This window comes from Streptomyces sp. NPDC088197 (genome assembly GCF_044741185.1).
In the GTDB taxonomy this organism is placed as follows: Bacteria; Actinomycetota; Actinomycetes; order Streptomycetales; family Streptomycetaceae; genus Actinacidiphila.
Genome location: NZ_JBIUSD010000022.1, coordinates 41,087 through 67,466, shown reverse-complemented (window position 1 = coordinate 67,466; position 26,380 = coordinate 41,087). Strand labels below are relative to the sequence as shown.

18 protein-coding genes are annotated in these 26,380 nt (G+C 72.8%); 9 read left to right on the top strand and 9 right to left on the bottom strand.

Annotated features, from left to right (window positions below; genetic code table 11):
- Positions 1-122 precede the first annotated feature (122 nt).
- Positions 123-3,383: a family 78 glycoside hydrolase catalytic domain gene (locus tag ACIOC1_RS33055; RefSeq protein WP_401857926.1), complete on the bottom strand. Its 3,261-nt coding sequence runs from the start codon at positions 3,381-3,383 to the stop codon at positions 123-125.
- Positions 3,384-3,834: 451 nt separating this feature from the next.
- Here ACIOC1_RS33055 and ACIOC1_RS33050 point away from each other — a divergent pair, with 451 nt between their 5' ends.
- Positions 3,835-8,124 carry a glycoside hydrolase family 3 C-terminal domain-containing protein gene (locus ACIOC1_RS33050; protein WP_401857923.1) on the top strand — a complete coding sequence of 1,430 codons (4,290 nt, stop codon included), beginning with the start codon at positions 3,835-3,837 and terminating at the stop codon, positions 8,122-8,124.
- A gap of 159 nt (positions 8,125-8,283) precedes the next feature.
- Positions 8,284-9,510, top strand: coding sequence for an FG-GAP-like repeat-containing protein (locus ACIOC1_RS33045; RefSeq protein ID WP_401857920.1), 1,227 nt, complete (start codon positions 8,284-8,286; stop codon positions 9,508-9,510).
- Between the two features lie 123 nt (positions 9,511-9,633).
- On the opposite strand, the gene ACIOC1_RS33040 is transcribed toward ACIOC1_RS33045, so the two are convergent.
- The 3 genes from ACIOC1_RS33040 to ACIOC1_RS33030 form a co-directional block, all read right to left on the bottom strand.
- Positions 9,634-10,587 (bottom strand): GNAT family N-acetyltransferase, encoded by a 954-nt coding sequence (locus tag ACIOC1_RS33040; RefSeq protein WP_391164323.1) that lies wholly within the window; start codon positions 10,585-10,587, stop codon positions 9,634-9,636.
- Positions 10,588-10,713: 126 nt separating this feature from the next.
- On the bottom strand, positions 10,714-11,331 hold the full coding sequence (locus tag ACIOC1_RS33035) for a hypothetical protein (protein ID WP_401720802.1): 618 nt from the start codon (positions 11,329-11,331) through the stop codon (positions 10,714-10,716).
- Positions 11,332-11,563: 232 nt separating this feature from the next.
- A complete protein-coding gene (locus ACIOC1_RS33030; RefSeq protein ID WP_355343584.1) occupies positions 11,564-12,004 on the bottom strand; it encodes a protein-tyrosine phosphatase family protein in 441 nt (146 codons plus the stop codon).
- 190 nt (positions 12,005-12,194) lie between these two features.
- Here ACIOC1_RS33030 and ACIOC1_RS33025 point away from each other — a divergent pair, with 190 nt between their 5' ends.
- On the top strand, positions 12,195-12,491 hold the full coding sequence (locus tag ACIOC1_RS33025; protein ID WP_401857916.1) for a hypothetical protein: 297 nt from the start codon (positions 12,195-12,197) through the stop codon (positions 12,489-12,491).
- Here the strand turns inward: ACIOC1_RS33025 and ACIOC1_RS33020 are convergent.
- Positions 12,458-13,123, bottom strand: coding sequence for a PepSY domain-containing protein (locus tag ACIOC1_RS33020; protein ID WP_401857913.1), 666 nt, complete (start codon positions 13,121-13,123; stop codon positions 12,458-12,460). The two genes, ACIOC1_RS33025 and ACIOC1_RS33020, sit on opposite strands and share 34 nt — an antisense overlap.
- A 135-nt stretch (positions 13,124-13,258) precedes the next feature.
- Here ACIOC1_RS33020 and ACIOC1_RS33015 point away from each other — a divergent pair, with 135 nt between their 5' ends.
- The gene (locus ACIOC1_RS33015; protein WP_401857910.1) at positions 13,259-13,921 is read left to right on the top strand and encodes a response regulator transcription factor; all 663 of its coding nucleotides are present in this window, start codon (positions 13,259-13,261) and stop codon (positions 13,919-13,921) included.
- The gene (locus ACIOC1_RS33010; RefSeq protein ID WP_401857907.1) at positions 13,918-15,522 is read left to right on the top strand and encodes a sensor histidine kinase; all 1,605 of its coding nucleotides are present in this window, start codon (positions 13,918-13,920) and stop codon (positions 15,520-15,522) included. The genes ACIOC1_RS33015 and ACIOC1_RS33010 overlap by 4 nt, the downstream gene beginning before the upstream one ends.
- Before the next feature lie 16 nt (positions 15,523-15,538).
- Here the strand turns inward: ACIOC1_RS33010 and ACIOC1_RS33005 are convergent, their stop codons facing one another.
- The 3 genes from ACIOC1_RS33005 to ACIOC1_RS32995 form a co-directional block, all read right to left on the bottom strand.
- The gene (locus ACIOC1_RS33005; RefSeq protein ID WP_401857904.1) at positions 15,539-16,519 is read right to left on the bottom strand and encodes an aldo/keto reductase; all 981 of its coding nucleotides are present in this window, start codon (positions 16,517-16,519) and stop codon (positions 15,539-15,541) included.
- Positions 16,520-16,754: 235 nt separating this feature from the next.
- Positions 16,755-17,441: a response regulator gene (locus tag ACIOC1_RS33000; RefSeq protein WP_391051816.1), complete on the bottom strand. Its 687-nt coding sequence runs from the start codon at positions 17,439-17,441 to the stop codon at positions 16,755-16,757.
- Positions 17,438-19,153, bottom strand: coding sequence for an ATP-binding protein (locus ACIOC1_RS32995; protein WP_401857901.1), 1,716 nt, complete (start codon positions 19,151-19,153; stop codon positions 17,438-17,440). The genes ACIOC1_RS33000 and ACIOC1_RS32995 overlap by 4 nt, the downstream gene beginning before the upstream one ends.
- Before the next feature lie 136 nt (positions 19,154-19,289).
- Between ACIOC1_RS32995 and ACIOC1_RS32990 the strand changes: the two genes are divergently transcribed.
- The 3 genes from ACIOC1_RS32990 (at position 19,290) to ACIOC1_RS32980 (ending at position 22,819) form a co-directional block, all read left to right on the top strand.
- A complete protein-coding gene (locus ACIOC1_RS32990; RefSeq protein WP_401857898.1) occupies positions 19,290-20,726 on the top strand; it encodes a cation:dicarboxylate symporter family transporter in 1,437 nt (478 codons plus the stop codon).
- Positions 20,727-20,786: 60 nt separating this feature from the next.
- Positions 20,787-21,542: a substrate-binding domain-containing protein gene (locus ACIOC1_RS32985; RefSeq protein WP_401857895.1), complete on the top strand. Its 756-nt coding sequence runs from the start codon at positions 20,787-20,789 to the stop codon at positions 21,540-21,542.
- 68 nt (positions 21,543-21,610) lie between these two features.
- Positions 21,611-22,819, top strand: a complete 1,209-nt coding sequence (locus tag ACIOC1_RS32980; RefSeq protein WP_401857892.1) for a Gfo/Idh/MocA family protein — start codon at positions 21,611-21,613, stop codon at positions 22,817-22,819.
- A 42-nt stretch (positions 22,820-22,861) separates the two neighbouring features.
- Here the strand turns inward: ACIOC1_RS32980 and ACIOC1_RS32975 are convergent, their stop codons facing one another.
- Positions 22,862-25,096, bottom strand: coding sequence for a glycogen debranching N-terminal domain-containing protein (locus ACIOC1_RS32975; RefSeq protein ID WP_401857889.1), 2,235 nt, complete (start codon positions 25,094-25,096; stop codon positions 22,862-22,864).
- A 165-nt stretch (positions 25,097-25,261) separates the two neighbouring features.
- Between ACIOC1_RS32975 and ACIOC1_RS32970 the strand changes: the two genes are divergently transcribed.
- Complete coding sequence (locus tag ACIOC1_RS32970; RefSeq protein ID WP_401857886.1) at positions 25,262-26,347, top strand: LacI family DNA-binding transcriptional regulator; 1,086 nt, start codon at positions 25,262-25,264, stop codon at positions 26,345-26,347.
- Positions 26,348-26,380 lie beyond the last annotated feature (33 nt).

The following is a 26,380-nucleotide window of genomic DNA, read 5'->3' as shown; positions in this document are numbered from 1 at the left end:
GCTGTGGATCACATGTGATCCGGCGCTCAGCATGCCGAATTCGGGACGGCCGCGCAATGGCCCCAAAGTCCCCGTGCCGTGCGGGAATTGGCGTGACTGTCACGCTCCGGCCCGCGATTGGCTCACCGACCCGCCGCGGTGAACCGCCAGTGGCCGGAACCGATCGCGTAGACCGCCTCCTCGCCGTCGCTGTGCAGCAGCCGAGCGCCGTGCGTGGCCTCGACCCGCGGATGCCGTGCGTCGGGCAGCGGCAGATGGACGGTCGCGGTCGAGCCGACCGGCACCGTGACGTCGAGCGTGGTCCGGCCGTTCGCGACGGTCCAGGAACTGGCGACCGTGCCGCGCGGGGTGGCGATCGAGGCCGCGGCGTGCCGCATCCCCGCAGGGATACGCGGCGCGACCGTCACCGTACGGTAGGCCGGCCCGGTCGGCTCGATGCCCGCCAACCGCGTGTAGAGCGAGGCGTTGACACCGGCGAACATCGCGTGGTCGTGGGTCTCCATGTTGGAGTAGTACGTCCACTGCTCCCACGAACTCGTCGCGCCCTGGCCGATCTCGTACCCGAAGCCGGGGTAGGTGCGCTGGTCCAGCACCGTCATCGCCACATCGATCCGGTCGATCGCGGCGAGCGCGTCCATCAGGTAGCGGGTGCCGAAGATGCCGGTGTCGAGGTGTCCGCCGTCCTTCTCGGTGATGGTGGCGACCAGTTGCCGTCCGACGGCCGCCACATGCGCCGCGGGCACCATGCCGAAGGCCAGCGGCAGCACGCTCGTGGTCTGCCGCCCGTCCCCGTAGGTGTCGCCCGCCGCGTTGAGGAACGCGGCGTTGAACGCGTCCTTGATGTCCCGCGCCAGCGTCCCGTAGCGGGCGGCGTCCGCGCTGTGGCCCAGCGCCGTCGCCGACTTGGCGACATCCACCGCCTGGAGGTAGGACAGCGCGGTGTTCACCACCGACACCTCGCTGGTGCAGGCGCCCGCGTTCGGCCCGCCGCGACCGCCGTTGGCGTTGGCGCCGCGGTCCGGCGGACACCAGTCGCCGAAGCCCCGGTCGCTCGGCCAGATGTGCCCCGGCACATCGGCGGCGTTCTTGTCGACGAACGCCTTCATCGCCGGATACGTGGCCGCCAGCGTCGCCCGGTCGCCGTACTGCTCGTACAGCGTCCACGCCAGCGTGATCTGGTCGCCGCCCATGTCGGGCTGCTGCGCGTTGCCCGCGTCGTTCGGCAGGGCCGTGCCGGGCGGCATGTCCTGGAGGTACTTGGCGTAGTAGCGGTCCATGCCGAACTCACGGGTGGACGCGTCGTGATACGCCTGCACGTCCATGCCGGGAGGAGTCCGCTCGTCGCGGACCGGATTGTCGGTCGGGACGCTCATCGAGTTGTTGAGGACGCTCCACCGGTTGTTCCGCCAAATCTGGTTCAGCAGCGCGTCGGAGGAGGAGAAGGTGCCCGTGGAGGCCACGTCGGCGTGCACCACGCGCGCGTCCAGGCTGCTCAGGGCCGGTCTGCCGGGGAAGCCGGTGACCTCGACATAGCGGAAGCCGTGGTAGGTGAAGCGCGGCTCGTACGTCTCCGCCGTACGGGCGCCCGCCAGGGTGTAGGAATCGGTGGACGCCGCCGACCTGTTGGTGGCCGTGTCCAGCGTCCCGTCCGCGCCGACCTCCTCCGCCGTCCGCATCCGCACGGTCGTCCCGGCGGGACCCGTCACCCGCAGCCGCTCCCAGCCCGCGATGTTCTGCCCGAAGTCGTAGACGTAGACGCCGGGCTGAGGCTGCGTCAGCTTCACCGCGCGGAGCGTGTCCGTCACCCTGACCGGCGGCATGGTGTCCGCGACGAGCTTGTCGGAGGGCGCCGCCACCGTCCGCACCGGCTGCCAGCCGGAGTCGTCGAACCCGGCGCGGTCCCAACCCGGCTTGTCCAGCAGGGCGTTGTAGCTCTCACCCGCGTAGAGGTCATTGGCGGTGACGGCGCCGGTCGACCACTTCCAGGAGTCGTCGCTGACGACGCTCTGCCGGGTGCCGTCGGAGTAGCGGACATCGAGCAGCACGACGGCCTGCTTGGGCCCGGTCCAGCGGAAGCCGTACGGGCTGAACCGTGGCCCGTATCCGTTGCCCAGCCAGAGGCCGACCGTGTTGGCGCCCTGCTTGAGGGAGCCGGTGATGTCGTACGTGGCGTACAGATCGCGCTGGTCGTACGGCGTGCTCGCCGGTGCGAGCACCCGGTCGCCGACCTTCGCGCCGTTCAGGTGCATCTCGTAGAAGCCGAGCCCGTAGACGTACGCCCGCGCCCTGGTGACCTTCTTCCGGCCGTCGAGGGTGAAGCCCTTGCGGAGCAGGGGCGCCGCGGGGTTCGGGTCGAGCAGTGCCGGGTCGCCCTTGGGTTCGAGCTGCCCGTCGGTGACCGCCGAGTCGGGGAAGGACGGGTCGGGCGAGGTGGAGAAGTCGTCGGAGAACAGCGTGGCCCCGTCCAGGCCGCGCACCACGAGGTTGTCGTACAGGGCGTCCTCGGCGACATGGCCGGTGGTCGAGGTGCGGAAGCCCAGGGTGCCGGCGGTGAAGGTGGTGTCGGTCCGGGTGTCCACCCGCGTGCCGTCGACCGAGGTGGTGATCGTGGCGCCGTCCGCCCGGACGCTCAGGTGGTGGGGCGCTCCGGCGTTCGCCGTGGTGACCACCGGGCTGAGGTCGACCTCGCCGAGGGTGGCGAAGGAGCCGTCCTTCTGGACGTGCGGGCGCAGCAGCACCTTGCCGGGCGTCGAGGCCGCGTTGATCTGCCACATGTAGTAGTCGCGGCTGTCCTTGACGCGGAACAGGACGCTCGCCGCGCCCGCCTTGATGGTGAAGTCCGTGTCCAGGGTGAAGTCCGACCAGGAGGCGGCGCCGCCGGTGTCCGGGGTGATCCACCGCGCGCCCTTCCAGTCCGCCGAGTTCAGCAGGCCCATCTCCCAGCGCCCGACCGGACTCCAGGCCGACGCCCGGCCGTAGGCGTCCCAGACCTGCACCTTCCAGTAGTAGGTGCGCGAGGACTCCAGCGCGGGACCGCCGTAGGGCACACCGGTCGAATCGTCCGTCGCCACCCGGCCGCTGTCCCAGACGTCCGCCTTCGGGGAGTTCAGCCGGGCCGGGTCGCTCGCCACCAGCACCCGATAGGCGCTCTGCCGCTGGCCGTTGGCCGCGGCGCGCAGTTTCCAGCCGAGCGCGGGACGCGGATCGTCGATGCCCAGCGGATCCGTCGTGGCGTCAGCGGTCAGCTCACCCACGGAGATTCCGCCGGACGCGGCCTGCGCGGCCGGGGGGCGAGCGAAGGGCGCGCCGCCCAGGGACAGCGACGTCACCAGCACCGCGACGGCGATCCCGTACGACAGTTTTTCCCGCGCAAAACCGGACATCGGACTCCTTGCGGTGAGTGAAACGATTCACTCCATTGGGGCGTGAGAAACGTATGAGAACGCCCGGCGGGGCGTCAATACTTCTGACGCGGCCCGGTTGCGTGCAGCCGCCATCCGGGGGTGTGTACCCGATCCATCGGATCAGACATCGTTGTCGACATTGAAAGACGTTTCAATTTCCTTGTCGTGGGCTTTCGGGTAATTCCGGGCGCATGCCTATTGACCGGCCGCTGAGATGGACTTAGGTTCTCCACGGCTCCTGTTGAATCGTTATATGGTCTGCCCCGCTTCGGATACGGCGCGTCCCCCGTGGCCCGCGCCCGGCGACCGGCCCCGCACCGCCCCTGTGAGGCGGGCCCGTTCGGCGCGACGACGGAATGAATCGATTGACCGGGCAGGCGGCGCCGCACCACGGCCGCGCACCGCGCGACGTACTCCAGAGGGGACACCGATGACCGCACACCCCGCAGCGCAGCCCGACGGCGGACGGCCCGCACGGGCCCGACCCGCCAGGCTCGTACGGGCGTTGACCGCCGCCCTGCTGCTCACCTCGGCCACCGGACTGCTGCCCGCCGTCACCGGACAGGCCGCGGCCGACAGCGGCACGGCCGCCTGTCCCTGGCTGCACTCCAAGGCCGCCCCGGAACAGCGGGCCGCGCAGGTGCTCGCGCGGATGACCACCGACGAGAAGCTGTCGATGACCCACGGCAGCCAACTCCCCGGCTACGCGGGCGTGGTGGCCCCCCTGCCCCGGCTGTGCATACCCGCGCTGAACCTCAACGACGGGGGAGCGGGCGTGGTGATGGGCGGCACGACGGCCATGCCCGCTCCGGTCGCCGCCGCCGCCACCTGGGACCCGGCCGTGGAGACCGCGTACGGACAGGTCGTCGGCGCCGAGGCGAAGACCAAGGGCGTCAGCGTCAACCTCGGACCCGATGTGAACCTGGAGCGCGACCCGCGCGGCGGACGCGTCTTCGAGATGGCCGGTGAAGACCCCTACCTGTCCGGCGCGATGGCCACCAAGTACGTCCAAGGCGTCCAGTCCCAGGGCGTGATGGCCGACCTCAAGCACCTCGCGGCCAACGACACCGAGCAGAACCGCAACAACGGCAACGCCATCGTCGACGAACGCACCCTCAACGAGATCTACTACCCGGCGTTCAAGCAGGCCGTCCAGCAGGGCGACGCCGCCTCCATCATGGCCGCCACCAGCCTGGTCAACGGCGTCCACTCCAACGAGGACGCGTATCTGCTGAACCGGACCGCCAAGCAGGACTGGGGCTTCGACGGATTCGTCGTCACCGACTGGGACGGCGCCCGCAGCACCGTCCGGGCCGCCAACGCCGGTCTCGACCTCACCATGCCCGCCCCCGGCAACTTCGGCCAGCCGCTCGCCGACGCCGTCCGCTCCGGGCAGGTCGGCATGGCCGTGCTCAACGACAAGGTCGCCCGGCTGCTCACCGAGGAATTCGCCTACGGCCTCTTCGACACCGCACCGGGCTCGCCCTCCGCGACCGCGACCACCCCCGCGCACGTCGCCACCGCGCGCGACATCGCGGCGCAGGGCACCGTCCTGATGAAGAACGCGGGCCGGCTGCTCCCGCTCGACCCCGCCAGGACGCCCACGGTCGCCGTGATCGGCGCCGCCGCCAAGGACGCGCCGATCACCGGAGGCGGCGGCAGCTCGCACGTACCCGTGGACGCCTCGTCCGTCGTCACCGTCGCCGACGGCATCGCCCAACGGCTCGGGACGATGGGCCGCGTCGACTACCTCGGCGCCTGGGCCGCCCGGGCGTCCTCCTCGGCCGGCCCCTCCGACCAGCCGCACAACATGGTCGACGGCAACGCGGGCACCCGCTGGTCCAGCGGCACCCCGATGGCCGACGGCCAGTGGGTCAGCGTCGACATGGGCGCCTCGCACAGCGTCGACCAGGTCACCCTGGACGCGGGCAACAGCACCGACTACGCCCGCGGTTACCGCGTCCTGCTCTCCGCGGACGGCGCCACATGGGGCGACCCGGTCGCCGAGGGCGCCGGCACCGGACAGGTCGTCACCGCGACCTTCGCCGCCCGGCAGGCCCGCTACATCAGGATCGAACAGACCGGCACCGCCGACAGTTGGTGGTCGATCGCCGAACTGACCGCCTTCGGCGCGGACGGCGCCGGCGCCCAGGTCGCCATCGGCAGAACCGGAGTCGACGTCCCCGGCGTGACCGACAAGCTGCCGACCGTACCGGCCGCGACCTTCACCACCGCCGACGGCCGACCCGGCCTGACCACGCAGTACTTCAACAACCTCGACCTGTCCGGCGCTCCCGCGCTCACCCGCGTCGAGCCGACCGTCGACGACCACTACACGGCCGCGCCCGGCCCCGGTGTCAACCCGGCCGGATTCTCCGTGCGGTGGAAGGGCTACCTGACGGCCCCCGTCACCGGCACGTACACCTTCTCGATGGCCAACACCGGCGGCATCCGGATGACCCTCGACGGGCAGCCGGTCTTCCAGGACTGGGCGCAGTACGGCCCCGGCGTGTCCGCCATCCGTCTCAAGGGCGGCGTGCGGACCCCGATCACGGTCGAGAACTACCAGCCGGTCAACGGTCCCACGGGACCGGTCGCCGGGACGCCGACCAGCCCGCCGGGCAACGGCTCGGTCACCCTGGGCTGGCAGGTGCCCGACACCGCGGCCATCGCCGCCGCGGCGGCCGCCGCACGACAGGACAGCGTCGCCGTGGTCGTCGTCAACGACGACGAGAGCGAGGACGGCGACCGGCAGAATCTCACCCTGCCCGGCGCGCAGGACGACCTCGTCGCCGCCGTCGCCGCCGCCAACCCGCACACGATCGTCGTCCTCAACACCGGCGCGCCCGTGCTCATGCCGTGGCTCGGCAAGGTCGACGGCGTCCTCGAGTCCTGGTACGGCGGCCAGCAGAACGGCGCCGCACTGGCCTCCGTCCTGTTCGGCGACGTCAATCCCTCGGGCAAGCTGCCCCAGACCTGGCCCGCGAGCATGGCGCAACTGCCGACCGCTAACCCGTCCCGCTACCCGGGCACCGTCGATGTGGCCACCAACACCACCGACTACCACTACAGCGAGGGACTCGAGGTCGGCTACCGCTGGTACGACGCCCACCACCTCACCCCGCTCTTCCCGTTCGGCTACGGCCTGACCTACTCGTCCTTCTCCTTCAGCGGGCTCACCGTCTCACCGGGCGTCACCGGCACGACCGGGCCGGTGAAGGTCTCCGCGACGGTGAAGAACACCGGCACCCGTACCGCCTCCGAGGTCGCCCAGCTCTACGTCGGCGACCCGGCGGGCGCGGGCGAACCCCCCAAGCAGCTCAAGGGATTCCAGCGCGTCACCCTCCGGGCCGGACAGTCGCGGCGCGTCACCTTCACTCTCGCGCCCGACGACCTGCGCACCTGGGACTCCAAGGCCCACGCCTGGACGACGATTCCGGGCACGTACCGGATCTACGTCGGTAACTCCTCCCGCGATCTGCCGCTGACCGGTGCCCACACCCTCACCACGACCACCGGCGCCCGTACCGTCACCGCGCAGGTCCCCGCCGCGCTCGACCCCGTCCACGGCAACGTGGTCACCACCACCCTCACCGCGGGCGGCACGCGCACGCTCCAGCACGTCCGGCTCGGCCTCGACGTACCCGCCGGATGGACCGTACGGGCCCTGACGCCCGCCACCTTCAACCGTGTCGACCCCCGCACCCGCCCGCGCACCTCATGGCTGGTGACCCCGCCCGCCGACGCTCAGAACCGCCTGTGGCGGCTCACCGCGACGGCCACGGCGAGCGGCGGATTCAGCGTCTCCGGCGGTCAACAGGTCACCACCGCGCCGCTGGTGGCCGCGCGACTGACCTCCGCCACCGAGCTGGCACGCACCGGCACAGTGTTCCCCGCGACCCTCACCCTGCGCAACGCGACCGACCAGACCGTCACCGTCGCCGCCGACATCAAGGCGCCGACCGGCGTCACCGTCACACCGTCCCGGGCCGGGGTGACCCTGCGCCCCCGCGCCACCGCCACCACCAAGCTGACCGTCACCGTCGGCGCGAACGCCACCTCCGCGGCGCTCGACCTCACCGGCACCGCCACCGTGGCCCGCCACGACCACCCGCTCGACGGCGGATCGCTCGCACTGCCCCTGCTGTACGGATCACTCGCCGCCGCCTACGACAACACCGGGGTCGGCGACGAGACCGCCCCCGGCGCGGCCGACTTCGACGGCGCGGGATTCAGCTACTCCGCCCAGGCCCTCGCCGACGTCGGCGTCAAGCCGGGCCAGCCCGTCGCACACGGCCCGGCCACCTTCACCTGGCCGGACCCGGCACCGGGCGGCGCGGACAACGTGGTCGCGGCCGGACAGCACATCGCGGTGGACACGAGCGGATCCGCCCTGTGGTTCCTCGGCGCCGCGAACAACGGCAGCGGATCGGGCACCGGCACCCTCACGTACACCGACGGCAGCACCGCCCCGTTCACCCTCGCCCTCACCAACTGGACCCCGAGCACCCCGCTCCCCGAGGACGAACCCGTCGCCACCGCACCCCGCTGGAACCGTCCGCCGAACAGCGGCTATCCGGCCGACACCGCCGTCAGCCTGTACGCCACCAGGATCCCGCTGGCCGCGGGCAGGACGCTGGCGTACGTCACCCTGCCGACCACGGTCACCGGCGATCAGGCGGGCACCCGGCTGCACGTCTTCGGCCTGACCGTCACCTAGGGCGGACAGGACCCGCCGGACCATGAGCGCCGTTCCCCGTCCACCCCTCCCGGGCGGGGAACGGTACCGCCGAGTGCCGTACACGCCGGGCCGGGCACGACTAAGGTGTGCCCGGCCCGCACCCGCCCGGCGGGCCGGATGTTCCTTGGGGGGACCGTCATGCGTATCTCACTGCGCGCCTCACTGCGCGCCACCTTATTGACCACCGCCGTCGCGCTCGGACTTGTGGCCGGGGGAGTCGCCCCCGCGCAAGCCGCGACCGGCTACGACCGGTGCCCGCAGGGCGCCCTGTGCCTGTTCGACCAGCCCGGCGGCCAGGGGACCATGACGTCCTACACCGCCGCGCAGCCGACCCTCGGCGCGTGGGACGACAAGGCGTCCTCGGTCTACAACCGCACCGGCTACCACGCCCTGTGCATGTACAGCCTGGCCGACTACCAGTACCTCGACGCCGTCCACGACGTCGAGGCCGACACCACCGGCACCGGCGACGACCGCTGGGAGCTGTCGCGGTTCACCAGCCCGGGCGCCACCCTCGACCACAACCTCAGCTCCTTCCGCTGGGCGCACACCCTGCGGGAGTGCCAGGGAGGCCCCGAGTACCTGCCGTGGTTCGCGCCGTACGGAGTCTTCAAACGCCCCGCCCAGCCGTTCGGCGATCTCAACGGCGACGGCCGCGAGGACCTGCTGCTGCGGACGTACTCCGGAAAGCTGTGGCGGCTGCCCGGCGACGGCACCGCCGGTCTTGAGGGGTCCGGCTGGAACTCCATGTCGGCGCTGACCCGGCACGGCGATCTCAACGGCGACGGCACGGAGGACCTGCTGGCCCGCGACACCACCGGCCGGCTGTGGATGTACCCGGGCACCGGCCGCGGCACCTTCGGCGCCCGGCTCCTGGTGGGCCCCGGCTGGAACACGATGACCGCCGTGACCGCCGCCGGAGACCTCGACGGCGACGGCAAGGGCGATCTGCTGGCCCGCGACACCACCGGCCAGTTGTGGATGTACCCCGGCCGGGGCGACGGCACCTTCGGCACCCGCCTGCTCGTCGGCCCCGGCTGGAACGTGATGGGCGCCTTCGCCGCCCCCGGCGACCTGACCGGCGACGGCCGCCCCGACCTCGTCGTGACCGAGCTGTCCACGGGCAAGCTGTGGCTCTATCCGGGCGACGGGCACGGCCGCCTCGGCGCCCGCGTCCTGGCGGGCACCGGCGGCTGGACGCCCTTCACCACGCTCCTCGGCATCGGCGACCTGACCGGTGACCTGCTGCCCGATCTCGTGGCCGCCACCACCGGGCAGATGCGCGTGTACTCGGCGGGGACGTCGGAGGGCGTCTTCGACACCGGGGGGCGCGTGAGCCTGTCCGAGGGCGACGCGCTGTTCTGATCCCGCCGGGAGTCACCGGACGGGTGCGTCCGGCGGACGGCCCGCCAGGGAGTCGAGGAGGCTGCGCGTGGCGGTCGGTGCGCCGATCGCCGCGCTGGTCCGGTGACTCCCGGCGCGGACCGCTCAGGCGGAGGCGCGGACCCTGATCAGCGGCGCGTCCCGCGAGAACTCCCGGAATCCGACGCCGTAGTACAGGGCGCGCGCCGCCGGATAGCCCGGCGCGCCCAGGCAGGCGACGGTCGCGTGCGTGGCCCCGGCGGCCCGCGCGCGACGCATGCCGTGCAGAAGCATCGCCCTGGCCAGCCCCAGACGCCGGTAGTCCGGATGGGTGCCGACCGGCTCGAACTCGACGGTCGCGTTCGCCTCGTCGAACCACATGATGGTCGAGGACGCCATCGTCGCGTCCGGCGCCTCCACCAGAAGGTGCAGATCCGCGCGGTAGCCCGTCGCCCGCCGGACACCCTCATAGCTCTCGGCCGTGTACGTCGAGGGCGCCCACGCGTCCACATGGGCCCGGACCGCGGCCTGCGGTCCTGCCTCCTCGGCGGTGCGGAACCGGAATCCGTCCGGCAGCAGCGGCTCCTCGACGTCGGTCAGCTCCCGCTCGTTGAGCTGCGTCCAGGACCCCTTCTCGCCGAGCGAGGCCGGATCGGGCTCGTAGCCGTGCGCCGCCCACCGCGCCAGGCCGAACGTGTCGGCGCCGCTCGGCACCACCGTCCGCTCGACGTCCGGCGTCGTGGCGTGAAACCAGTCGATCACCTCGTCGACCAGTCCCGCGTGGTCGGGGTGGACCTGATACGCCAGATAGGCGCCGGTCGCATCCCGCACAGAACCGTCGCTGCGCCGCAGCCGGTGTGGAAGCTGGGCCCAGCCCCACGCGACCGGCTCCCCGCCGGAGAACCACAGCCGCCGCGGCCAGTTCGCGCCGCCGGCGGCGTGCCCCTTGCCCCAGTTCCACGCCAGCTCGCCGTACGACGCGTCGGTGTTCACCAGGTCAGGGCGCACGGCGGTGACGCGCTGCGCCATGTCCTGCATGAGCTGTACGTCCGCGGCGGTCAGCAGCTCGAAGTCGGTCATGGTCCGCCACAGTGTCAGTACTCGGCGGAGCCGTCGAACGGTTTTCCGGGCCCACCGGTCGCGGCGGCCGAGAACACGGGCGGGCGTGTCGTCACCGGCCTCGGGTGCGGCAGAGCCGGATCGGGCTCAGCCCTCACCGGGGCGCGGGGCGTCCGACTCGGCGGGGAAGCAGTCCAGCCGGGCGGCGGCCAGTTCCTGGAGTGTGCCGCCCGCCGTCAGCCAGCCGAGCAGGCACGACGGCAGTAACCAGGGCCGCAGCGAGGTCGTCACCGGTACGAAGGTGATCTGCCGGTCCGTGGTGTCGAGTACCGCCCAACCGCCGTCCCTGACCAAGGGAACGGCCGCTATCCGGCAGGTGTCGTGCGCCGCGGTGACGGCCAGCAGCCAGCGGCTCGCGTCGCCTGCCGAGCGCGACCTGCTCCCGTAGAGCACATCGGCGAGCTGCCGCCACTTCGGCGCCTCGTGGGTGTCCGCGTCGACCACGAAGTGCTCGTCCAGGACGCGGTGTTCACCCGGCAGGGCCGCGCCGGGCGCGGCCGACAGGACGGCCTGCCGCCCCGGCGTCCGTACGGCCAGCGAGAGCGCGGGCGCCGGTCGGTCGGCCACCGAGGCCGTGGGCATGTCCCTTTGCGTGACGGCGAGTTCGACGCCGAGGTCCATACCGAGTTCGACACTGACCAGACATCGGCCGCTCGGCGGTTGAGGTCCGTCCGCCCATGCCGCCGACCCGCTGTCCATCGCCATCCGGGCCGTCCTCCCCCCGCTCACCCGCTGGACCCGTCGGAACCGCTGGGTCCGCCGAGCCCCCGAGCCCTGAGCGCCTCCGGTACGGCTCTCACGAAGAGGCCGGGGACCGGGCCGTTCTGTGACTCGACAGGACATCAAACCGGCATTTCGCCCGCGTTACGATCAGCGAACAAGCGATGACGGATTCCCGTACCGGTCTGGCGCGTTGGGGATCGTCGCAGGCGCGCGCTCAGCGCTCCGCGCGGTCGAAGCGGCGGATGAAGCGGCGCTGCCACGGCGTCTCCACGGCGCGGTGGTGATAGTGCCGGCGGATGAAGGCGACGGCCTCGTCCGCCGGGACCCCGTCCAGAACGGCCATGCAGGCGAGGGCCGTTCCGGTCCGCCCGATGCCGCCGCCGCACGCGACCTCCACCCGCTCGTCCGCCGCCCGGGCCAGCGCCTCCTCGAAGGCCGCCCGCGCCTGCCGTCGATCGGCGGGCAGCCGGAAATCCGGCCAGCGCACCCACCGCGCCTCCCACCGCGTCAACGGCGGCTCGCCGCCCAGCAGATAGACGCCGAAGGACGGCGTCGGGCCCGCCGGAAGCGGTCGGCGCAGACCGCGCCCGCGCACCAGCGCACCGGACGGAAACCGTACGATCCCGTCGCCCGACGGGTCCCAGCTCTCGGTCATCCCGGCACCCTACCGAGACCCGCCGGTCGCGACCCGTGCGCGGAGCCCGCCGCCACACCGGGCGCGGCGAACGCGCGCGGACAGGCGATCATGGCCGGTCTGTCCAGCCGCTCGGTCGACGCCCTGCTGATAGCGGGCGACCGCGACCTCATCGACCACCTCCCGCTGCTGGCGGACGCGCTTCCCCGTCGTGCTCTGCGCCTGGGAGAACGCGGCCCCCGAGCTGTTCCCCGTCGTCACCATCGACTACGAGGGCGCCGGTCACCTCGCGGGACGGCACCCGCGCGGCCTCGGCCACGAGCGGGTCGCCGTCGTCGCCACCCCCGCGCACACCGTCCGGATCGCGGGCTTCCGCCGCGCCTTCGCCGCCGCCGGCCTCGCCGTACCCGACACCGCCGTCCTCCTCGCCCCGGAACCGACCCCCGAGGGCGGCTTCGCCGCCGCGCCCACGGCTCAGGAGTCGTCGCCGCCTCGGCCCCGGTGCTGACCGCCGTCGTCCGCGCCGTGCCCGCTCCCATGACCGTCGCCCGACCGGTCACCTCCGTGGTCGTCACCTCCGTGGTCGTCGGCTCCGGGGGAGCGGGTCGGGCTCGGGGTGCCCGCGCCGTGGTCGTCACCTCCGGGCGAACGCGTCGGGCTCGGGGTGCCCGCGCCGTGGTCGTCGGCCCCGGGCGAACGCGTCGGGCGGGGAGTCGCCGCGCCCCGGCCGCCGCCACGGTGACCGTCCAGGCTGACGGTGCCGGAGGTCCCGTTCACCCTCAACTCGCGTAGCACGCCGTCCTTTCCGAGCGCCCTGACCTCCCAGAAGTCCGCGCGGGAACGCTCGACGGAGACGACCGTCCCCGGATACAGCGTGAGCGCGGCGGTCACGGCTTCGGCCGCCGTGAGGCCGGTGCTGCTGGGAGTCGGGGCGCCGGTGCGCGGGACGCCCGTCGGGGCACCGGTCGACGGCGTACGGCGGTCGCCGCCGTGGTCGTCGCCCGCGTCGTGCGGGGACGTGGCGCTCGGGACTGCCGTCGCACGGCCGCCGTGGTCGTCACCCGCGGCGATGGCGGTGTAGCCGCCACCGGCGAGCAGGGCCGCCGCGGCGACGGCGGCGACGGTGATGTTGCGCTTCATGAGGAGCCTCCCCGGCCGGGCTGTACCCGGCCTGTGTCGTTGCTGTGTCCGTGCCAACACGATGGCCGGAGCAAGCTGAAGGCAGCCTGAAGCGACCTGAAGATCGCTTCAGGTTCGATTTGGGAGGGTGGGCCCATGCGCTTGCTGATCGTGGAGGACGAGAAGAGACTCGCCGTCTCCCTGGCCAAGGGACTGACGGCCGAGGGCTTCGCCGTGGACGTCGTCCACGACGGGCTCTCGGGACTGCACCTGGCCGGAGACCGCGCCTACGACCTCGTCGTCCTCGACATCATGCTGCCCGGCATGAACGGCTACCGCGTGTGCGCCGCGCTGCGCGCCGCGGGCAACGACGTACCGATCCTGATGCTCACGGCCAAGGACGGCGAGTACGACGAGGCCGAGGGCCTGGACACCGGCGCGGACGACTATCTGACCAAGCCGTTCTCCTACGTCGTGCTCGTCGCACGGGTGAAGGCACTGCTGCGCCGCCGGGCCTCTCCCGGTGCCTCGCCGGTCCTGCGGGTCGGCGGCCTCGCCGTCGACACCTCCGCCCGGCGCGTGCTCCGCGGCGAGGACGAAGTGGCGCTCACCGCCAAGGAGTTCGCGGTCCTCGAACAACTCGCCGTCCGGGCGGGCCAGGTGGTCGGCAAGCCGGAGATCCTGGAGCACGTCTGGGACTTCGCCTACGACGGCGACCCCAACATCATCGAGGTCTACATCAGCGCGCTGCGCCGCAAGCTGGGCGCGGCCACCATCCAGACGGTACGCGGCGCGGGTTACCGCCTGGTCACGTCATGAGGCGCCGCCCGCTCGGCTCCGTGCAGGCCAAGACGGTGCTGGGCGCGACCGCCGTCGTGACCGTGGCGATGGTGGCCGCCGGGATCGCGGTCCTCCTCTCGCTCGGCGCCAACCTCACCGAGCAGGCCCAGAGCCAGGCCAACGACACCGCACGCCGCGTCGCCGTGACCGTCGCGACCCGCAAGGCGGACGCCGCGCTCTACTCAGGGCTCGCCCTCCCCGACGACGCGCCCGTCCAAGTGACCACCACCGACGGGCGGTTGCTCGCCGTGAGCAGGACCCTGGAGAAGATCAGCGGCACGGGCGTGCCGGACGTCAGGCCGCGTGGGTCTGCGCCCGAGCCGACACCCACCGTCAGTCCGACCTCGGCACCGACGCCGCCACCGACCGTGTCGCCGAGCGGGACCGCCGACGACCACGGCGGCGCAGGCGGCGGCCGTGGCCGGGGCAAGGGCGGGCGCGACGGCGACGCGCAGGAGACGACCCCCAGCGGCCGGGGGAGCGACGACCACGCCACGCCCACCGGCACCGCCGACCCCGTCGTCGGCGAGATCAGCGGCACCGTCCAAGAGGGCGCGGGACACGCCACGTTGGACGGCCGCGGCGCCGCCTACCGCTTCGCGACGGTCAAGGCCACCGACCTCGCGGGGCAGACGGTCCTGGTCCACGCGGGCGCCTCACTCGCGGCGCGCGAGAGCGCCGTGCGCACCACCACCGTGGTCATGCTGGCGGGACTGCCCGTCCTGCTGGCGGTCGTCGGCGGCGTGACCTGGCTGGTCACCCGCCGCGCACTGGCCCCGGTCGCGGGCATCCGCCGCGAGATGGCCGCCATCACGGCCTCGGAGGACCTCTCCCGGCGCGTGCCGGAGCCCGCGGCGCACGACGAGGTGGCCCGGCTGGCCCGGACCACCAACGAAACGCTCACCGCCCTCGAAGCGTCCGTCGAACGGCAGCGCCGCTTCGTCGCCGACGCCTCGCACGAACTGCGCAGCCCGATCGCCTCCCTGCGCACGCAGCTCGAAGTGGGCTCCGCGCACCCGCAGTTGCTCGACGTCCCCGGCGCCGTCAAGGACACCGTGCGACTCCAGCAACTCGCGGCCGACCTGCTGCTGCTCGCCCGCCTCGACGCGGGGGAGACCCCGACGCAACGGCCGGTCGATCTGGCCGCGTTGGTGCGCGAGGAGGCCGAGGGGCGGGCCGCCGACCGTACGCCGGTCGCCGTCGACATCGGTCAGGACGCCGCCTTGAGAGCGGAAGTCAACGGGTCACGGGGCCAGTTGGCCCGGCTCGTGCGCAATCTGCTCGACAACGCCCAACGGCACGCCCGCACCGAGGTCACCGTGTCCGTACGCCGCGGGGACGGCCGGATCGTGCTCGCGGTCGCAGACGACGGCGCAGGCGTACCGGAGGCCGAGCGCGAGCGGATATTCGAGCGGTTCGTACGGCTCGACGAGGCCCGCAGCCGGGACGACGGCGGGGCCGGACTCGGCCTGGCCATCGCCCGCGACGTGGCGCACCGGCACGGCGGCACGCTCACCGTCGGCGCAGCGCCGAGCGGCGGCGCCCGCTTCGAACTCCGGCTGCCGAAAGCCGATGTGTGACCCCGTCAGTTCCGGGTCAGTTCCACGGCATGCGCGAGCGGTGATCCCAGTACGCGGCCGGTGTCTGCGCCAACTCGGTGACGAGACGGCCGAGTTGCGCGTCGTCGAGACGGACGTCGGTCGCGCGCAGATTCGAGGCCAGTTGGTCCTCGGTCGCCGCTCCCGACAGCACCACGTCGACCCACGGCTGACGCAGCGCGGCGGCCAGCGCCAGAGCGTCGTAGGAGGCTCCCGTCGCCTCGGCGACCGGAGCCAGCACCGCGTCCAGTCGCGGGTCGCGTTCGGCGAGACGCCCGTTGGCGAGACCTTCCTTGATGATGACGGTACGACCCGCCTCGTGCGCCTCCGCCAAGGCGGGGCCCGCCGACGGCTCCAGGACATTCCAGGTGGACTGGACGCTGCCGAACACCGGACGCCCGTCGACGCCGACATCGAGAGCGGCGCGGATCGCGTCACCCTGCCGGGGCCCGCTGGTCGAGATGCCCACGGCCACCCCCTGATCGGCGAGCGCGACCAGCCGCCGGTGCAGGACGGGATCGGTGAGAGCCGGGCTGTCCGGTGTCACCGAATGCACCTGGTAGAGGTCGAGCCGGTCGCCGAACAGGCCGCGCGTCTCGGCGAGTTGACGGTCGTAGACCCCGACGCTGTGGTCCTTGACCTCATGGGTCTCCGCGTCGACCCGCCAGTCCGCCGTATAGGTGTAACCCCACTTGCTGCCGACCATGACCTCCGGCCGGTCACCGCCCGCGTCCAGCCACTCGGCCAGGAACTCCTCGGCCCGGCCGTACGAGCGCGCCGCGTCGAAGTAGCGCACGCCGTGCGCGTACGCGAAGTCCAGCACCTCGTGCGTACGGCGTCGCATCGCCGCCACGTCCCGGCCCGGCGGCAGATCCCGCTCCCGGCCGAGATTGATGTATCCGGGCCGCCCGAGAGCGGCCAGGCCGAGGCCGATTCGGTGGGGTACGTCGGCGAGCGACGGCGGCGGCTGCGTGACCATGCGACGGCTCCTGACCGTGGGGCGACTGCGACTGCGACTGCGACTGCGACTGCGACTGCGACGACGAGGACGGCTGCGGCCGTGCGGCGCGGGCGTATGCCCGCGACATCCCGCCCACCCGCATGATCACCGTACGTCGCCCGCCGCCGCGCCCGTCACCCGCCGCACCGACCGGGCCCGTACGGGCCCGCACCGTCCTTGACCGGCCCGGACCGTACCGTCCCGGCGTACCGCCCTACGGCTTCGCCCCGTCCGACCAGCGGTAACACAGCTCCGGGCGGCCGACCTGCCCGTACTGCGGGCTGCGGACCGCGAGCCCGGTGTCGACCAGGTGCTCCAGATAGCGGCGGGCCGTGATGCGCGAGACCCCCGCCGCCTGGGCCGCCGAAGCCGCCGACAAGCCGCCGTCCGCCGCCGCCCGCAAGGCCGAGGTCACCGCTTCGAGGGTCGGACCGCTCAGCCCCTTCGGCAGCACGGTGGCCTGCGGACTGCGCAGCGCCCCCAGCACCCGGTCCACCTCGTCCTGCCCGGACGCCTCACCGCCCGCCGCGTCACTGCGGTAGCGCGCCCAGCGCTCCAGCCGGTCCCGCAGCGAGGGGAAGGTGAACGGCTTGAGCAGATACTGCACGACCCCGAGCGAGACGGCCTGCCGTACGACCGCGAGATCCCGCGCCGAGGTCACCGCCACCACATCGGCGCTCTGCCCCGCGCTGCGCATCCGTCGTACCAGGTCGAGACCGTGGCCGTCCGGCAGATGGAGGTCGAGCAGCACCAGGTCCACAGGCTGCCGGTCCAGCAGGCGCAGGGCGGCGCCGCCGGTGTGGACGACGGCCGCCACCGCGAAGCCGGGCAGCCGCTCGACGTACATCCGGTGCGCGTCGGCCGCCACGGGATCGTCCTCGACGACCAGGACCCTGATCACGCGCGTGCCTCCTGCCCCAGCGGCAGCCGTACGGTGAACTCCGCGCCGCCGCCCTCGGCGCGGTCGAGGCCGACCGTGCCGCCCGCGCGGCGCGCGGCCTGCTCGACCAGGGCGAGGCCGAGACCGTGGCCCTCGCTCTTGGTGGTCCAGCCGCGCCGGAACACCTCGCGGATGGTGGCGGGGTCGACGCCGCGCCCGGAGTCGGTGACCTTCAGCAGCAGCTCGTCGTCCTCGACCTTGGCCCGTACGGTGACCGACGGCCGGCCGCCGCCGCGGGCGGCGCCCTCGACGGCCGCGTCGATCGCGTTGTCTATCAGGTTTCCCAGCACGGTGACCAGGTCGCGGGCGGTGAGCGCGGGCGGCAGGACCCCGTCGTCGATCCGGCTGTCCTCGGTGACGGTCAACTCAACCCCGCGCTCGTGGCTCTCGGCGGCCTTGCCGAGCAGCAGCGCCGCGAGCACCGGTTCGCCGACCGCCGCCACCACCCGGTCGGTGAGCGCCTGGGCGAGTTCCAGCTCGGAGGTGGCGAAGTCCACCGCCTCCTGCGCGCGGCCCAGTTCGATCAGCGACACGACGGTGTGCAGCCGGTTGGACGACTCGTGGGCCTGGGAGCGCAGCGCCTCGGCGAAGCCGCGCACCGAGTCCAACTCCCCGGTCAGCGCCTGGAGATCGGTGTGGTCGCGCAGGGTGACCACGGTGCCGCGGCGCTCGCCGCCGCGTACCGGCGAGGTGTTCACGACCACGACCCGCTCGGACGTCAGGTGCACCTCGTCGACCCGCGACTCGGCGGCCAGCAACGCGCCGGTCAGCGACACCGGCAGGCCGAGCGTGTCCACGTACCGGCCGACGACCTCCTGCTCGCCGAGGCTCAGCAGCTCGCGCGCCGCGTCGTTGCACAGCGCGACCCTGCGGTCGGCGTCGAGCAGGATCAGGCCCTCGCGCAGCGCGTGCAGCGTCGCCTGGTGATAGTCGTACATCCGGCTCAGCTCCGTCGCGGCCATCCCGTGGGTGTGCGTGCGCAGCCGTCGGTTGGCCACATACGTGCCGAGGCCGCCGACGACGAGCGCGGCCAGCGCCACCGCGACCAGGGCGGTGAGCTGCTTGCGGACCTGCTGGCTGATGGTGTCGACCTTGATGCCGACGCTCACCAGCGCGACGATCCGGTCGCCGGAGCGGACCGGCGTCACGACGCGTACCGAGGCGCCGAGCGAACCGGTGTACGTCTCGGTGAACGTCTGCCCGCGCAGGGCGGGGCCGATGTGGCCGAGGAAGTGCTTTCCGATCAGCGACCTGTCGGGATGGGTCCAGCGGATGCCGTGGGTGTCCATGATCGTCACGAAGTCCACGCCCGCGTCCGCGGTGACGCGGTCGGCGTACGGCTGGAGGGCCGCGGTGGGATCGGCGGAGCGCGCCGCCCGCACCACGGTGTCGGAGTCCGCGACGGCGGTGGCCGCGGCGGAGACCCGGTCACGGGCCGCGTCCTCGGCCCGGCTGCCCGCGTTGACGTACGCCAGCACGGCGCAGCCGCCGACCACCAGGGCCACGATCACCACCTGCACGGCGAAGAGCTGACCGGCCAGGCTGCGCGGCCGGGTCCGAGTGCGGCGGAAGCCGCTCAGTCCGGGCACGGTGAACCGGCCGGCCGGGCTCGCCGCGCCGGACTGGTGCGTCGGTCCGGCCGCCGTGCTCGACGTGGGGGGTATGGCGGGCATGCACAACAGTCTGCACGCCAACCCGCGAACTCAATGAACGCAAACGTGACCTGGCTCACGCCCCGAGCGCATAGTCACCGGGACCTGTCCGATCGCGGGCGCTCGGGACGGCGCCCGCGGACCGAGGGAGACGAAGGTGTCAGCCCAGGCCCCCAGCGACGTCACGAGCCGTCGAGACCATACCCACTACCTCTACACCGCCGTCATCCTGGCGACGATCGCGGGCGCCGTGCTGGGCCTCCTCGCGCCCGGTGTGGCCGTCGAGCTGAAGCCGATCGGCACCGGCTTCGTCAATCTCATCAAGATGATGATCTCGCCCATCATCTTCTGCACACTCGTGCTCGGCATCGGATCCGTCCGCAACGCCGCCAAGGTCGGCAAGGTCGGCGGCCTCGCGCTCGGCTACTTCGTCACCATGTCGTTCGCCGCGCTTGCCATCGGCCTGCTGGTCGGCAACATCCTGCACCCCGGCAGCGGGCTGCATCTGACCGAGGCGCTGAAGAACGCGGGCCAGGCCCAGGCCACCGACGCCCCCACCGAAGGCGTGGACTTCGTCCTCGGCATCATCCCGACCACCCTGGTCTCCGCCTTCACGCAAGGCCAGGTGCTGCAAACGCTGCTGGTGGCGCTGCTCGTCGGCTTCGCCCTCCAGGCCATGGGACCGGTCGGGGCGCCCGTGCTGCGCGGCGTCGGGCACATCCAGAAACTGGTCTTCCGCGTCCTGTCGATGATCATGTGGGCGGCCCCCGTCGGCGCGTTCGGCGCGATCGCCGCCGTCGTTGGCTCCGCGGGCGTGGACGCGCTCAAGGCGCTGGCCACGATCATGATCGGCTTCTACGTGACCTGTCTGATCTTCGTCGTGGCCGTCCTCGGCGCGGTGCTGTGGCTGTTCGCCAAGGTCAACCTCTTCCACCTGCTGCGCTACCTCGCCAGGGAGTTCCTGCTGATCGTCTCCACGTCGTCGTCGGAGTCGGCGCTGCCGCGGCTGATCGCCAAGATGGAACACCTCGGGGTGAGCCGGCCCGTCGTCGGCATCACGGTCCCGACCGGCTACTCCTTCAACCTCGACGGCACGATGATCTATCTGACGATGGCGTCGCTGTTCATCGCCGACGCGATGGACCAGCCGCTCTCCCTCGGCCAGCAGATCTCGCTGCTGCTGTTCATGATGATCGCCTCCAAGGGCGCCGCCGGTGTCTCGGGCTCCGGCATGGCCGTGCTCGCCAGCGGACTCCAGTCGCACCGTCCCGCGCTGGTCGACGGCATCGGTCTGATCGTCGGCATCGACCGCTTCATGAGCGAGGCCCGCGCCGTGACCAACTTCGCGGGCAACGCCGTCGCCACCGTCCTGATCGGCACCTGGACGAAGGAGTTCGACCGCGACCGCGCGCGGCGGGTCTTCGCGGGAGAGCTGCCCTTCGACGAGTCGACCCTGTCCGACGAGGACGACGCCTCCGCGCCGTCGGCCACGCCCGGCCAGCCCGCTCCCGGCCGGCCCGCGCCTGATCAGTCCGCGCCCGATCGGTCCGCGCCCGAGGGAGCTCTGGTCAAGAAGGAGACCGCCGCCCTCTGACCTCCCGCGCCCTCCCGAACGGCCCCGTCGGAACTCCCCCTTCCGGCGGGGCCCGCGTGTGTGCCCGGCACCGCGATGGAGACGCTGATCCAGTCCAAGCCCGACGTCATCGTGGTGCTGCCCTTCGACGGCGCCCAACTCACGGCCACCGGACGCAAGGCCATGCAGGCCGGTATCCCGGTGGTCAACCTCGACCGGCAGTTCTCCGACGAACAGGCGTTCCGGGTCCTGATCAAAGGCGACAACTACGGTATGGGCGTGGCCGCGGGTCACTTCATCGGCAGCCGCCTCAAGGCGGACGGGAAGACCAACGCGACGATCGCCGAGATCGCCGGGATCGACAATTTGCCGCTGACCCAGGACCGCAGCCGCGGCTTCAAGGAGGCCCTGGCCACGTACGGCATGAGCGTCAAGCACCGCGTCTCGGCGCAGTTCACCATCGACTCGGGCCACCAGGTCACCTCCGACCTGCTCCAGGCGGCGCCGAAGCTGGACGCGGTGTGGAACCACGACGACGACCAGGGCGTCGGCGTGCTCGCCGCGGTCAAGCAGGCCGGGCGGGACGAGTTCTTCATGGTCGGCGGGGCGGGCTCGCGCAAGGTCATGGAGCAGATCCGCGACGACAACACGGTGCTCAAGGCCACCGTCACCTACAGCCCGACGATGGCGGGCTCGGCTGTCTCGCTCGCCCGGCTGCTGGCCAACAACCGCGGCATGGCCGACCTGACGGAGCTGGGCGTGCCCAAGGAACTGCGGCTCGCCTCGGAGACCATCACCCAGTCCAACGTGGCGGACTACCTGCCGCTGGGCTTCTGACCCCGGCGGCTCCCCTTCCTTTCACCGCGCGCTTGCGCGCGCCGAACCCCGATGAGCAGGGAGACCACATGACCACTCAGCGGCTACGCGTCGGCATGGTCGGGCACGCCTTCATGGGCGCCGCGCACTCACAGGCCTGGCGTACCGTCGACCATGTCTTCGACCTGCCCGCCCGCGTCCATATGGCGGCGCTGTGCGGTCGCGACCCCAAGCGGGCCGCGACCGCCGCCGAGCGGCTCGGCTGGGCCGAAAGCACCGCCGACTGGCGGGAGTTGATCGCCCGCGACGACATCGACCTGATCGACATCTGCACACCGGGCGACAGCCACGCCGAGATCGCCGTCGCCGCGCTCGCGGCGGGCAAGCACGTCCTGTGCGAGAAGCCGCTCGCCAACTCGGTGGCCGAGGCCCGCGCGATGTGCCGGGCCGCCGACCGGGCGCGGGAGTCGGGCGTCCGCGCCATGTGCGGCTTCACCTACCGGCGGGTCCCGGCGCTCGCGCTGCTGCGCCGCCTCGTCGCCGACGGCCGACTCGGCCGGATCCGGCACGTACGCGCCGCGTATCTCCAGGACTGGATCGTGGACCCGCGGTTCCCGCTGGTGTGGCGGCTGCGGCGCGAGCACGCCGGATCGGGCGCGCTGGGCGACATCGGCTCGCACATCGTCGACCTCGCCCTGCACCTGACGGGCGACCGGCTGTCGGGCGTCGCCGCGCTCAGCGAGACCTTCGTGCCGACACGACCGCTGCCCGGCGCCGTGCCCGCCGCGCGGGGCGAGGTGACCGTGGACGACGCCACGGTGTTCCTCGGCCGCTTCCACGGCGGCGCGCTGGCCACCTTCGAGGCGACCCGTTTCGCCACCGGCCGCAAGAACGCCCTGCGGATCGAGATCAACGGCTCCCTCGGCTCCGCCGCCTTCGACCTGGAACGCCTCAACGAACTGGAGTTCCTCGACGCCGCCCAGCCACCGGCGGAACAGGGCTTCCGCCGCATCCTGGTCACCGAACCCGACCACCCCTACCTGTCGGCCTGGTGGCCGCCGGGCCACGGACTCGGCTACGAGCACGCCTTCACCCACCAGGCCCGCGACCTGGTCACCGCCATCGCGGAGGGGCGCGACCCCGAGCCGTCCTTCGCGGACGCCCTGGAGGTCCAGCTCGTCCTGGACGCGGTCCAGCGCAGCGCCGAGCACGACGCCGCCTGGACCCCGCTCCCTGCCCGTACCGCCGAGAACACCGACCCCGGACCGGGACCGAAGCCCACCGACCGGGGGCAGTGACCGAAGGAACGACCCCTCGCGGCTACGCGGGCGCGGCGGCGCTCAGCCCGCCGCGCCGAAGCGGTCCGCGCCCTCCACCGTCAGGCTGTCGGGAGCGTCGGCCCCCGCCCGGCCGTCCGCGTCGAGCCGCACGGCCAGCGGCTGTTCGCCGACCCGCAGACCGCTCATGGTCAGCGGGCCGAGACGGCCCGCCGCCAGCGGGGACATCCGCAGCGACCCGCCGGGCACATCGGCCTCGAGCCCGAGCGCGGCCTGGACGAGCAGGACGGCGGAGGCCGCCGACCACGCCTGCGGACGGCAGGCCGCCGGATACGGGGCGGGCGCGCTGTCCAGCTCGGAGCCGTGCCCGGCGAAGAGCTCCGGCAGCCGTCCGTCGAAACCGGCGGACGCGGCGATCAGGCCCTCGGCCAGCTTGGCGGCCTCGCGGGGGAATCCGGCGCGGACCAGGCCGTGCACCGCGATGGCGGTGTCGTGCGGCCAGACCGAGCCGATGTGGTAGCCGAACGGGTTGAAACCGGTGGAGTCCGTGCTCAGCGTGCGCAGCCCGAAACCGCAGTCCAGCTCGGGTCCCGCGATCCGGGCGGCCAGCAGGGCGCTCTCCCGCGGGTCCAGCAGCCCGGTGCCCAGCAGGTGGCCGAAGCCGGAGGTCACGGCGTCCACCGGACGCTTGTCGGCGTCGAGGGCGACGGCCGGGTAGCGGCCCTGCTCGTCCTCGACCCAGAAGCTCTCCCGGAAGCGGCTGCGCAGCCGGTCCGCCCACTGCTCCCAGCGCTCGGCGCCCGGCCGGTCGAAGGCCCGCAGCAGCTCCGCGCCCGCCATCGCCGCCTCGTAGCCGTACGCCTGGACCTCGCACAGCGCGATCGGCGCCTTGGCGAGACGGCCGTCGCGCCAGCGGATCGAGTCGCCGGAGTCCTTCCAGCCCTGGTTGGCGAGCCCGTGGCCGGTGGTGTCGATGTACTCCAGCAGCCCGTCGCCGTCCGCGTCGCCATACGTGGCCAGCCACTCCAGGGCGGCCTCGGCGTGCGGCAGCAGCTCGCGCACCTGCTGCGGGTCGAGACCCCAGCGCCACGCGTCGTGCAGCAGGATCACCCACAGCGGGGTGGCGTCCACGGTGCCGAAGTACACCGGCGGGAGCTTCGCGCCCTCGGCCAGGTGCAGGGTCTCGCGGCGCACCTCGTGCAGGATCTTGCCGGGCTGCTCCTCGGTACGGGGATCGGTGACGGTGCCCTGGCGGCGGGCCAGCGTGCGCAGCGTCCCCGCGGCCAGGTCCGTGCCCAGCGGCAGCAGCATCCGCGCCGCCCACAGCGAGTCCCGGCCGAACAGCGTCAGGAACCACGGCGACCCGGCGGCCAGGAAACGGTCCTCGGGGTGCAGCGGGTCCGACAGGAGCAGCCGCTCCAGGTCGCCCACCGACCGGGCCAGCAGCCGGTCCAGACGGCCGTCGGCGCTGCGCAGCTCGGTGGGCGACCACGGTACGGCGTCCCGCGCGACGGCCGGGAACTGGTCCGGCTCCGCGTCGCTGACACCGCACTCGACCGTCGCCCGCCAGGTGCCGCCCGACGGCAGCTCCACGGTGTAACGCAGCTCACCGCTGTCGGCGTCGACCAGCGGCTCGCGCGGTCCTGAACCGTTGCCGGAGTCCTGTTCCGGCATCGGCGGGCGGCCGGACGCCGGACCCGACACCGTACCGGCACCGGCACCGGCACCGGGAGCGGTCACGGCCACCGACACCGGCCGCAGCCGTACGGTCAGCTCGTCGTCGCCCCAGGTCAGCCCGGTGTCCTCGGCCCTCGCGGGGAGCGCGGCGACCGTGCGCCCGGACTTGACGTCGGTCATCCGCGCCAGGTCCGTGGCCGCGGCGACCACCACGTCGAGACGGATCCGCCGCAGCCCCGCGTTGACGATCTCCAGCTCCTCGCGGAGCGTGCCCGGCGCCACCGAGCGGACCCGGCGCAGCGTGACCGCGGGGTCGGCGGTGTGTTCCCCGACCCCGCGCAGGATCGCGCGGAAGGCGGTCCTGTCGGCGGGGCCGAGGGTGTGGCCGACCGGGATCAGGGGGACGCCCTCGACCCGGACCGCCAGGCTCGACAGCACCCGGCGGTCGCCGTGGAAGAAGCCGTCCGCACCGGCGGAGATGTCCCCGCCTGGTCGGGACAGCACCAGGCTGGGCGCGTAGAGCGTGGTGCAGGCGTCGTGCAGGAAGGGCTGCAAGCCCTCGGTGACGACGTCCGTGGGAGACGGGTTCGCGGTGCTGTGCCCTTGGACGGCCGTGTTCACAGGGTGGTGCCTCTCGTCGGTGGACCGAGATGGTGCCTCAGAATTTGGATCGATCAAAATTCACTCTAACCCTTGCCAACCAGCAGTGAAAGGGAGTTTTATCGATCCATCGAAGATGCAGCGCCGCATTTCGAGTGGTGCGGCGCATGGACAACGGAGGCCGTGGTGCCGCGTACGACCAGCTCAGGCGGGCGCAACAACAAGCCGGTGACACTGGCTCTGGTCGCCCAGCGCGCCGGCGTGTCCGTACAGACCGTGTCCAACGCGCTGAACTCGCCCGACCTGCTCGCGCCCCGCACGCTGGAGCGGGTCCGTGAGGCGATCAGCGAGCTGGACTACCGGCCGCATCAGGCCGCCCGCTCGCTGCGCACCCGGTCCAGCCGGCTGATCGGCTACGCCATCCAGCCGACGTTCGCGGGGGAGTCCACCCCCGTGCTCGACGACTTCCTGCACGCGCTGTCGGACTCCGCGGACAAGGCGGGGTACCGTGTGCTGCTGTTCGCGGCGCGGTCCGGCGCGGACGACGAGGTCGACCGCTACGACGCGCTGCTGCGCGACCACTCGGTCGACGCGTTCGTGCTGAGCAACACCCACCGCGGCGACCGGCGCCCGGCCTGGCTGCAGAAACGTGGCGTACCCTTCGTGGCGTTCGGCCGGTCCTGGTCGGCCCGTGACACCGGCGACTGGGTCGACGTGGACGGCGCGTACGGTACGTCGGCGGCCGTCGACCAGCTCGTGGCCGCCGGACACACCCGGATCGCCTTCCTCGGCTGGCCGCGTGGCTCGGGCGTCGGCGACGACCGGGCCGCGGGCTGGCGAGAGGCGATGCGGCGCCACGACCTGCCGGTGCGTGACCTGCGGGTCTCCTCGGTGGGTGACGTGAACGCGGCGCGGGACGCGGTGGCGCGGGTCCTGCCCCGCGTGACCGCGGTCGTCACGGCCAGCGACACCCTGGCACTGGGCTGCTACCGGGCGCTGCGGGACAGCGGCCGGACCCCCGGCCGGGACGTGGCGGTGGTCGGCTTCGACGACTCCCCGGCGGCCGGTCTGCTCAGTCCTGGCCTCAGCAGCGTCCGTCAGCCGCTGGAGGAGGTCGGCCGGGTCTGCACCCGGCTGCTCATGGCGCGCATCGGCGACCCGCAGGCCGATCCCGAGCATGTGCTGCTGACGCCGGAGCTGATCGTCCGGGAGAGCTCCGCGGCGGGACCGTCCGCCGCGACGTCGCCCGACGACCGGCAGTCGGCCCCCTAGTTCCCGACGGACCGCCTGGTCCGAAGGGTTGAA

Coding starts and splice junctions, on each gene's coding strand:
- ACIOC1_RS32995 (WP_401857901.1), bottom strand. CDS start 19,153: ATGCCCGCCATACCCCCCACGTCGAGCACGGCGGCCGGACCGACGCAC.
- ACIOC1_RS33015 (WP_401857910.1), top strand. CDS start 13,259: ATGCGCTTGCTGATCGTGGAGGACGAGAAGAGACTCGCCGTCTCCCTG.
- ACIOC1_RS33055 (WP_401857926.1), bottom strand. CDS start 3,383: ATGTCCGGTTTTGCGCGGGAAAAACTGTCGTACGGGATCGCCGTCGCG.
- ACIOC1_RS33020 (WP_401857913.1), bottom strand. CDS start 13,123: ATGAAGCGCAACATCACCGTCGCCGCCGTCGCCGCGGCGGCCCTGCTC.
- ACIOC1_RS33005 (WP_401857904.1), bottom strand. CDS start 16,519: ATGGTCACGCAGCCGCCGCCGTCGCTCGCCGACGTACCCCACCGAATC.
- ACIOC1_RS33030 (WP_355343584.1), bottom strand. CDS start 12,004: ATGACCGAGAGCTGGGACCCGTCGGGCGACGGGATCGTACGGTTTCCG.
- ACIOC1_RS33035 (WP_401720802.1), bottom strand. CDS start 11,331: ATGGCGATGGACAGCGGGTCGGCGGCATGGGCGGACGGACCTCAACCG.
- ACIOC1_RS33040 (WP_391164323.1), bottom strand. CDS start 10,587: ATGACCGACTTCGAGCTGCTGACCGCCGCGGACGTACAGCTCATGCAG.
- ACIOC1_RS33010 (WP_401857907.1), top strand. CDS start 13,918: ATGAGGCGCCGCCCGCTCGGCTCCGTGCAGGCCAAGACGGTGCTGGGC.
- ACIOC1_RS33045 (WP_401857920.1), top strand. CDS start 8,284: ATGCGTATCTCACTGCGCGCCTCACTGCGCGCCACCTTATTGACCACC.
- ACIOC1_RS33050 (WP_401857923.1), top strand. CDS start 3,835: ATGACCGCACACCCCGCAGCGCAGCCCGACGGCGGACGGCCCGCACGG.
- ACIOC1_RS32980 (WP_401857892.1), top strand. CDS start 21,611: ATGACCACTCAGCGGCTACGCGTCGGCATGGTCGGGCACGCCTTCATG.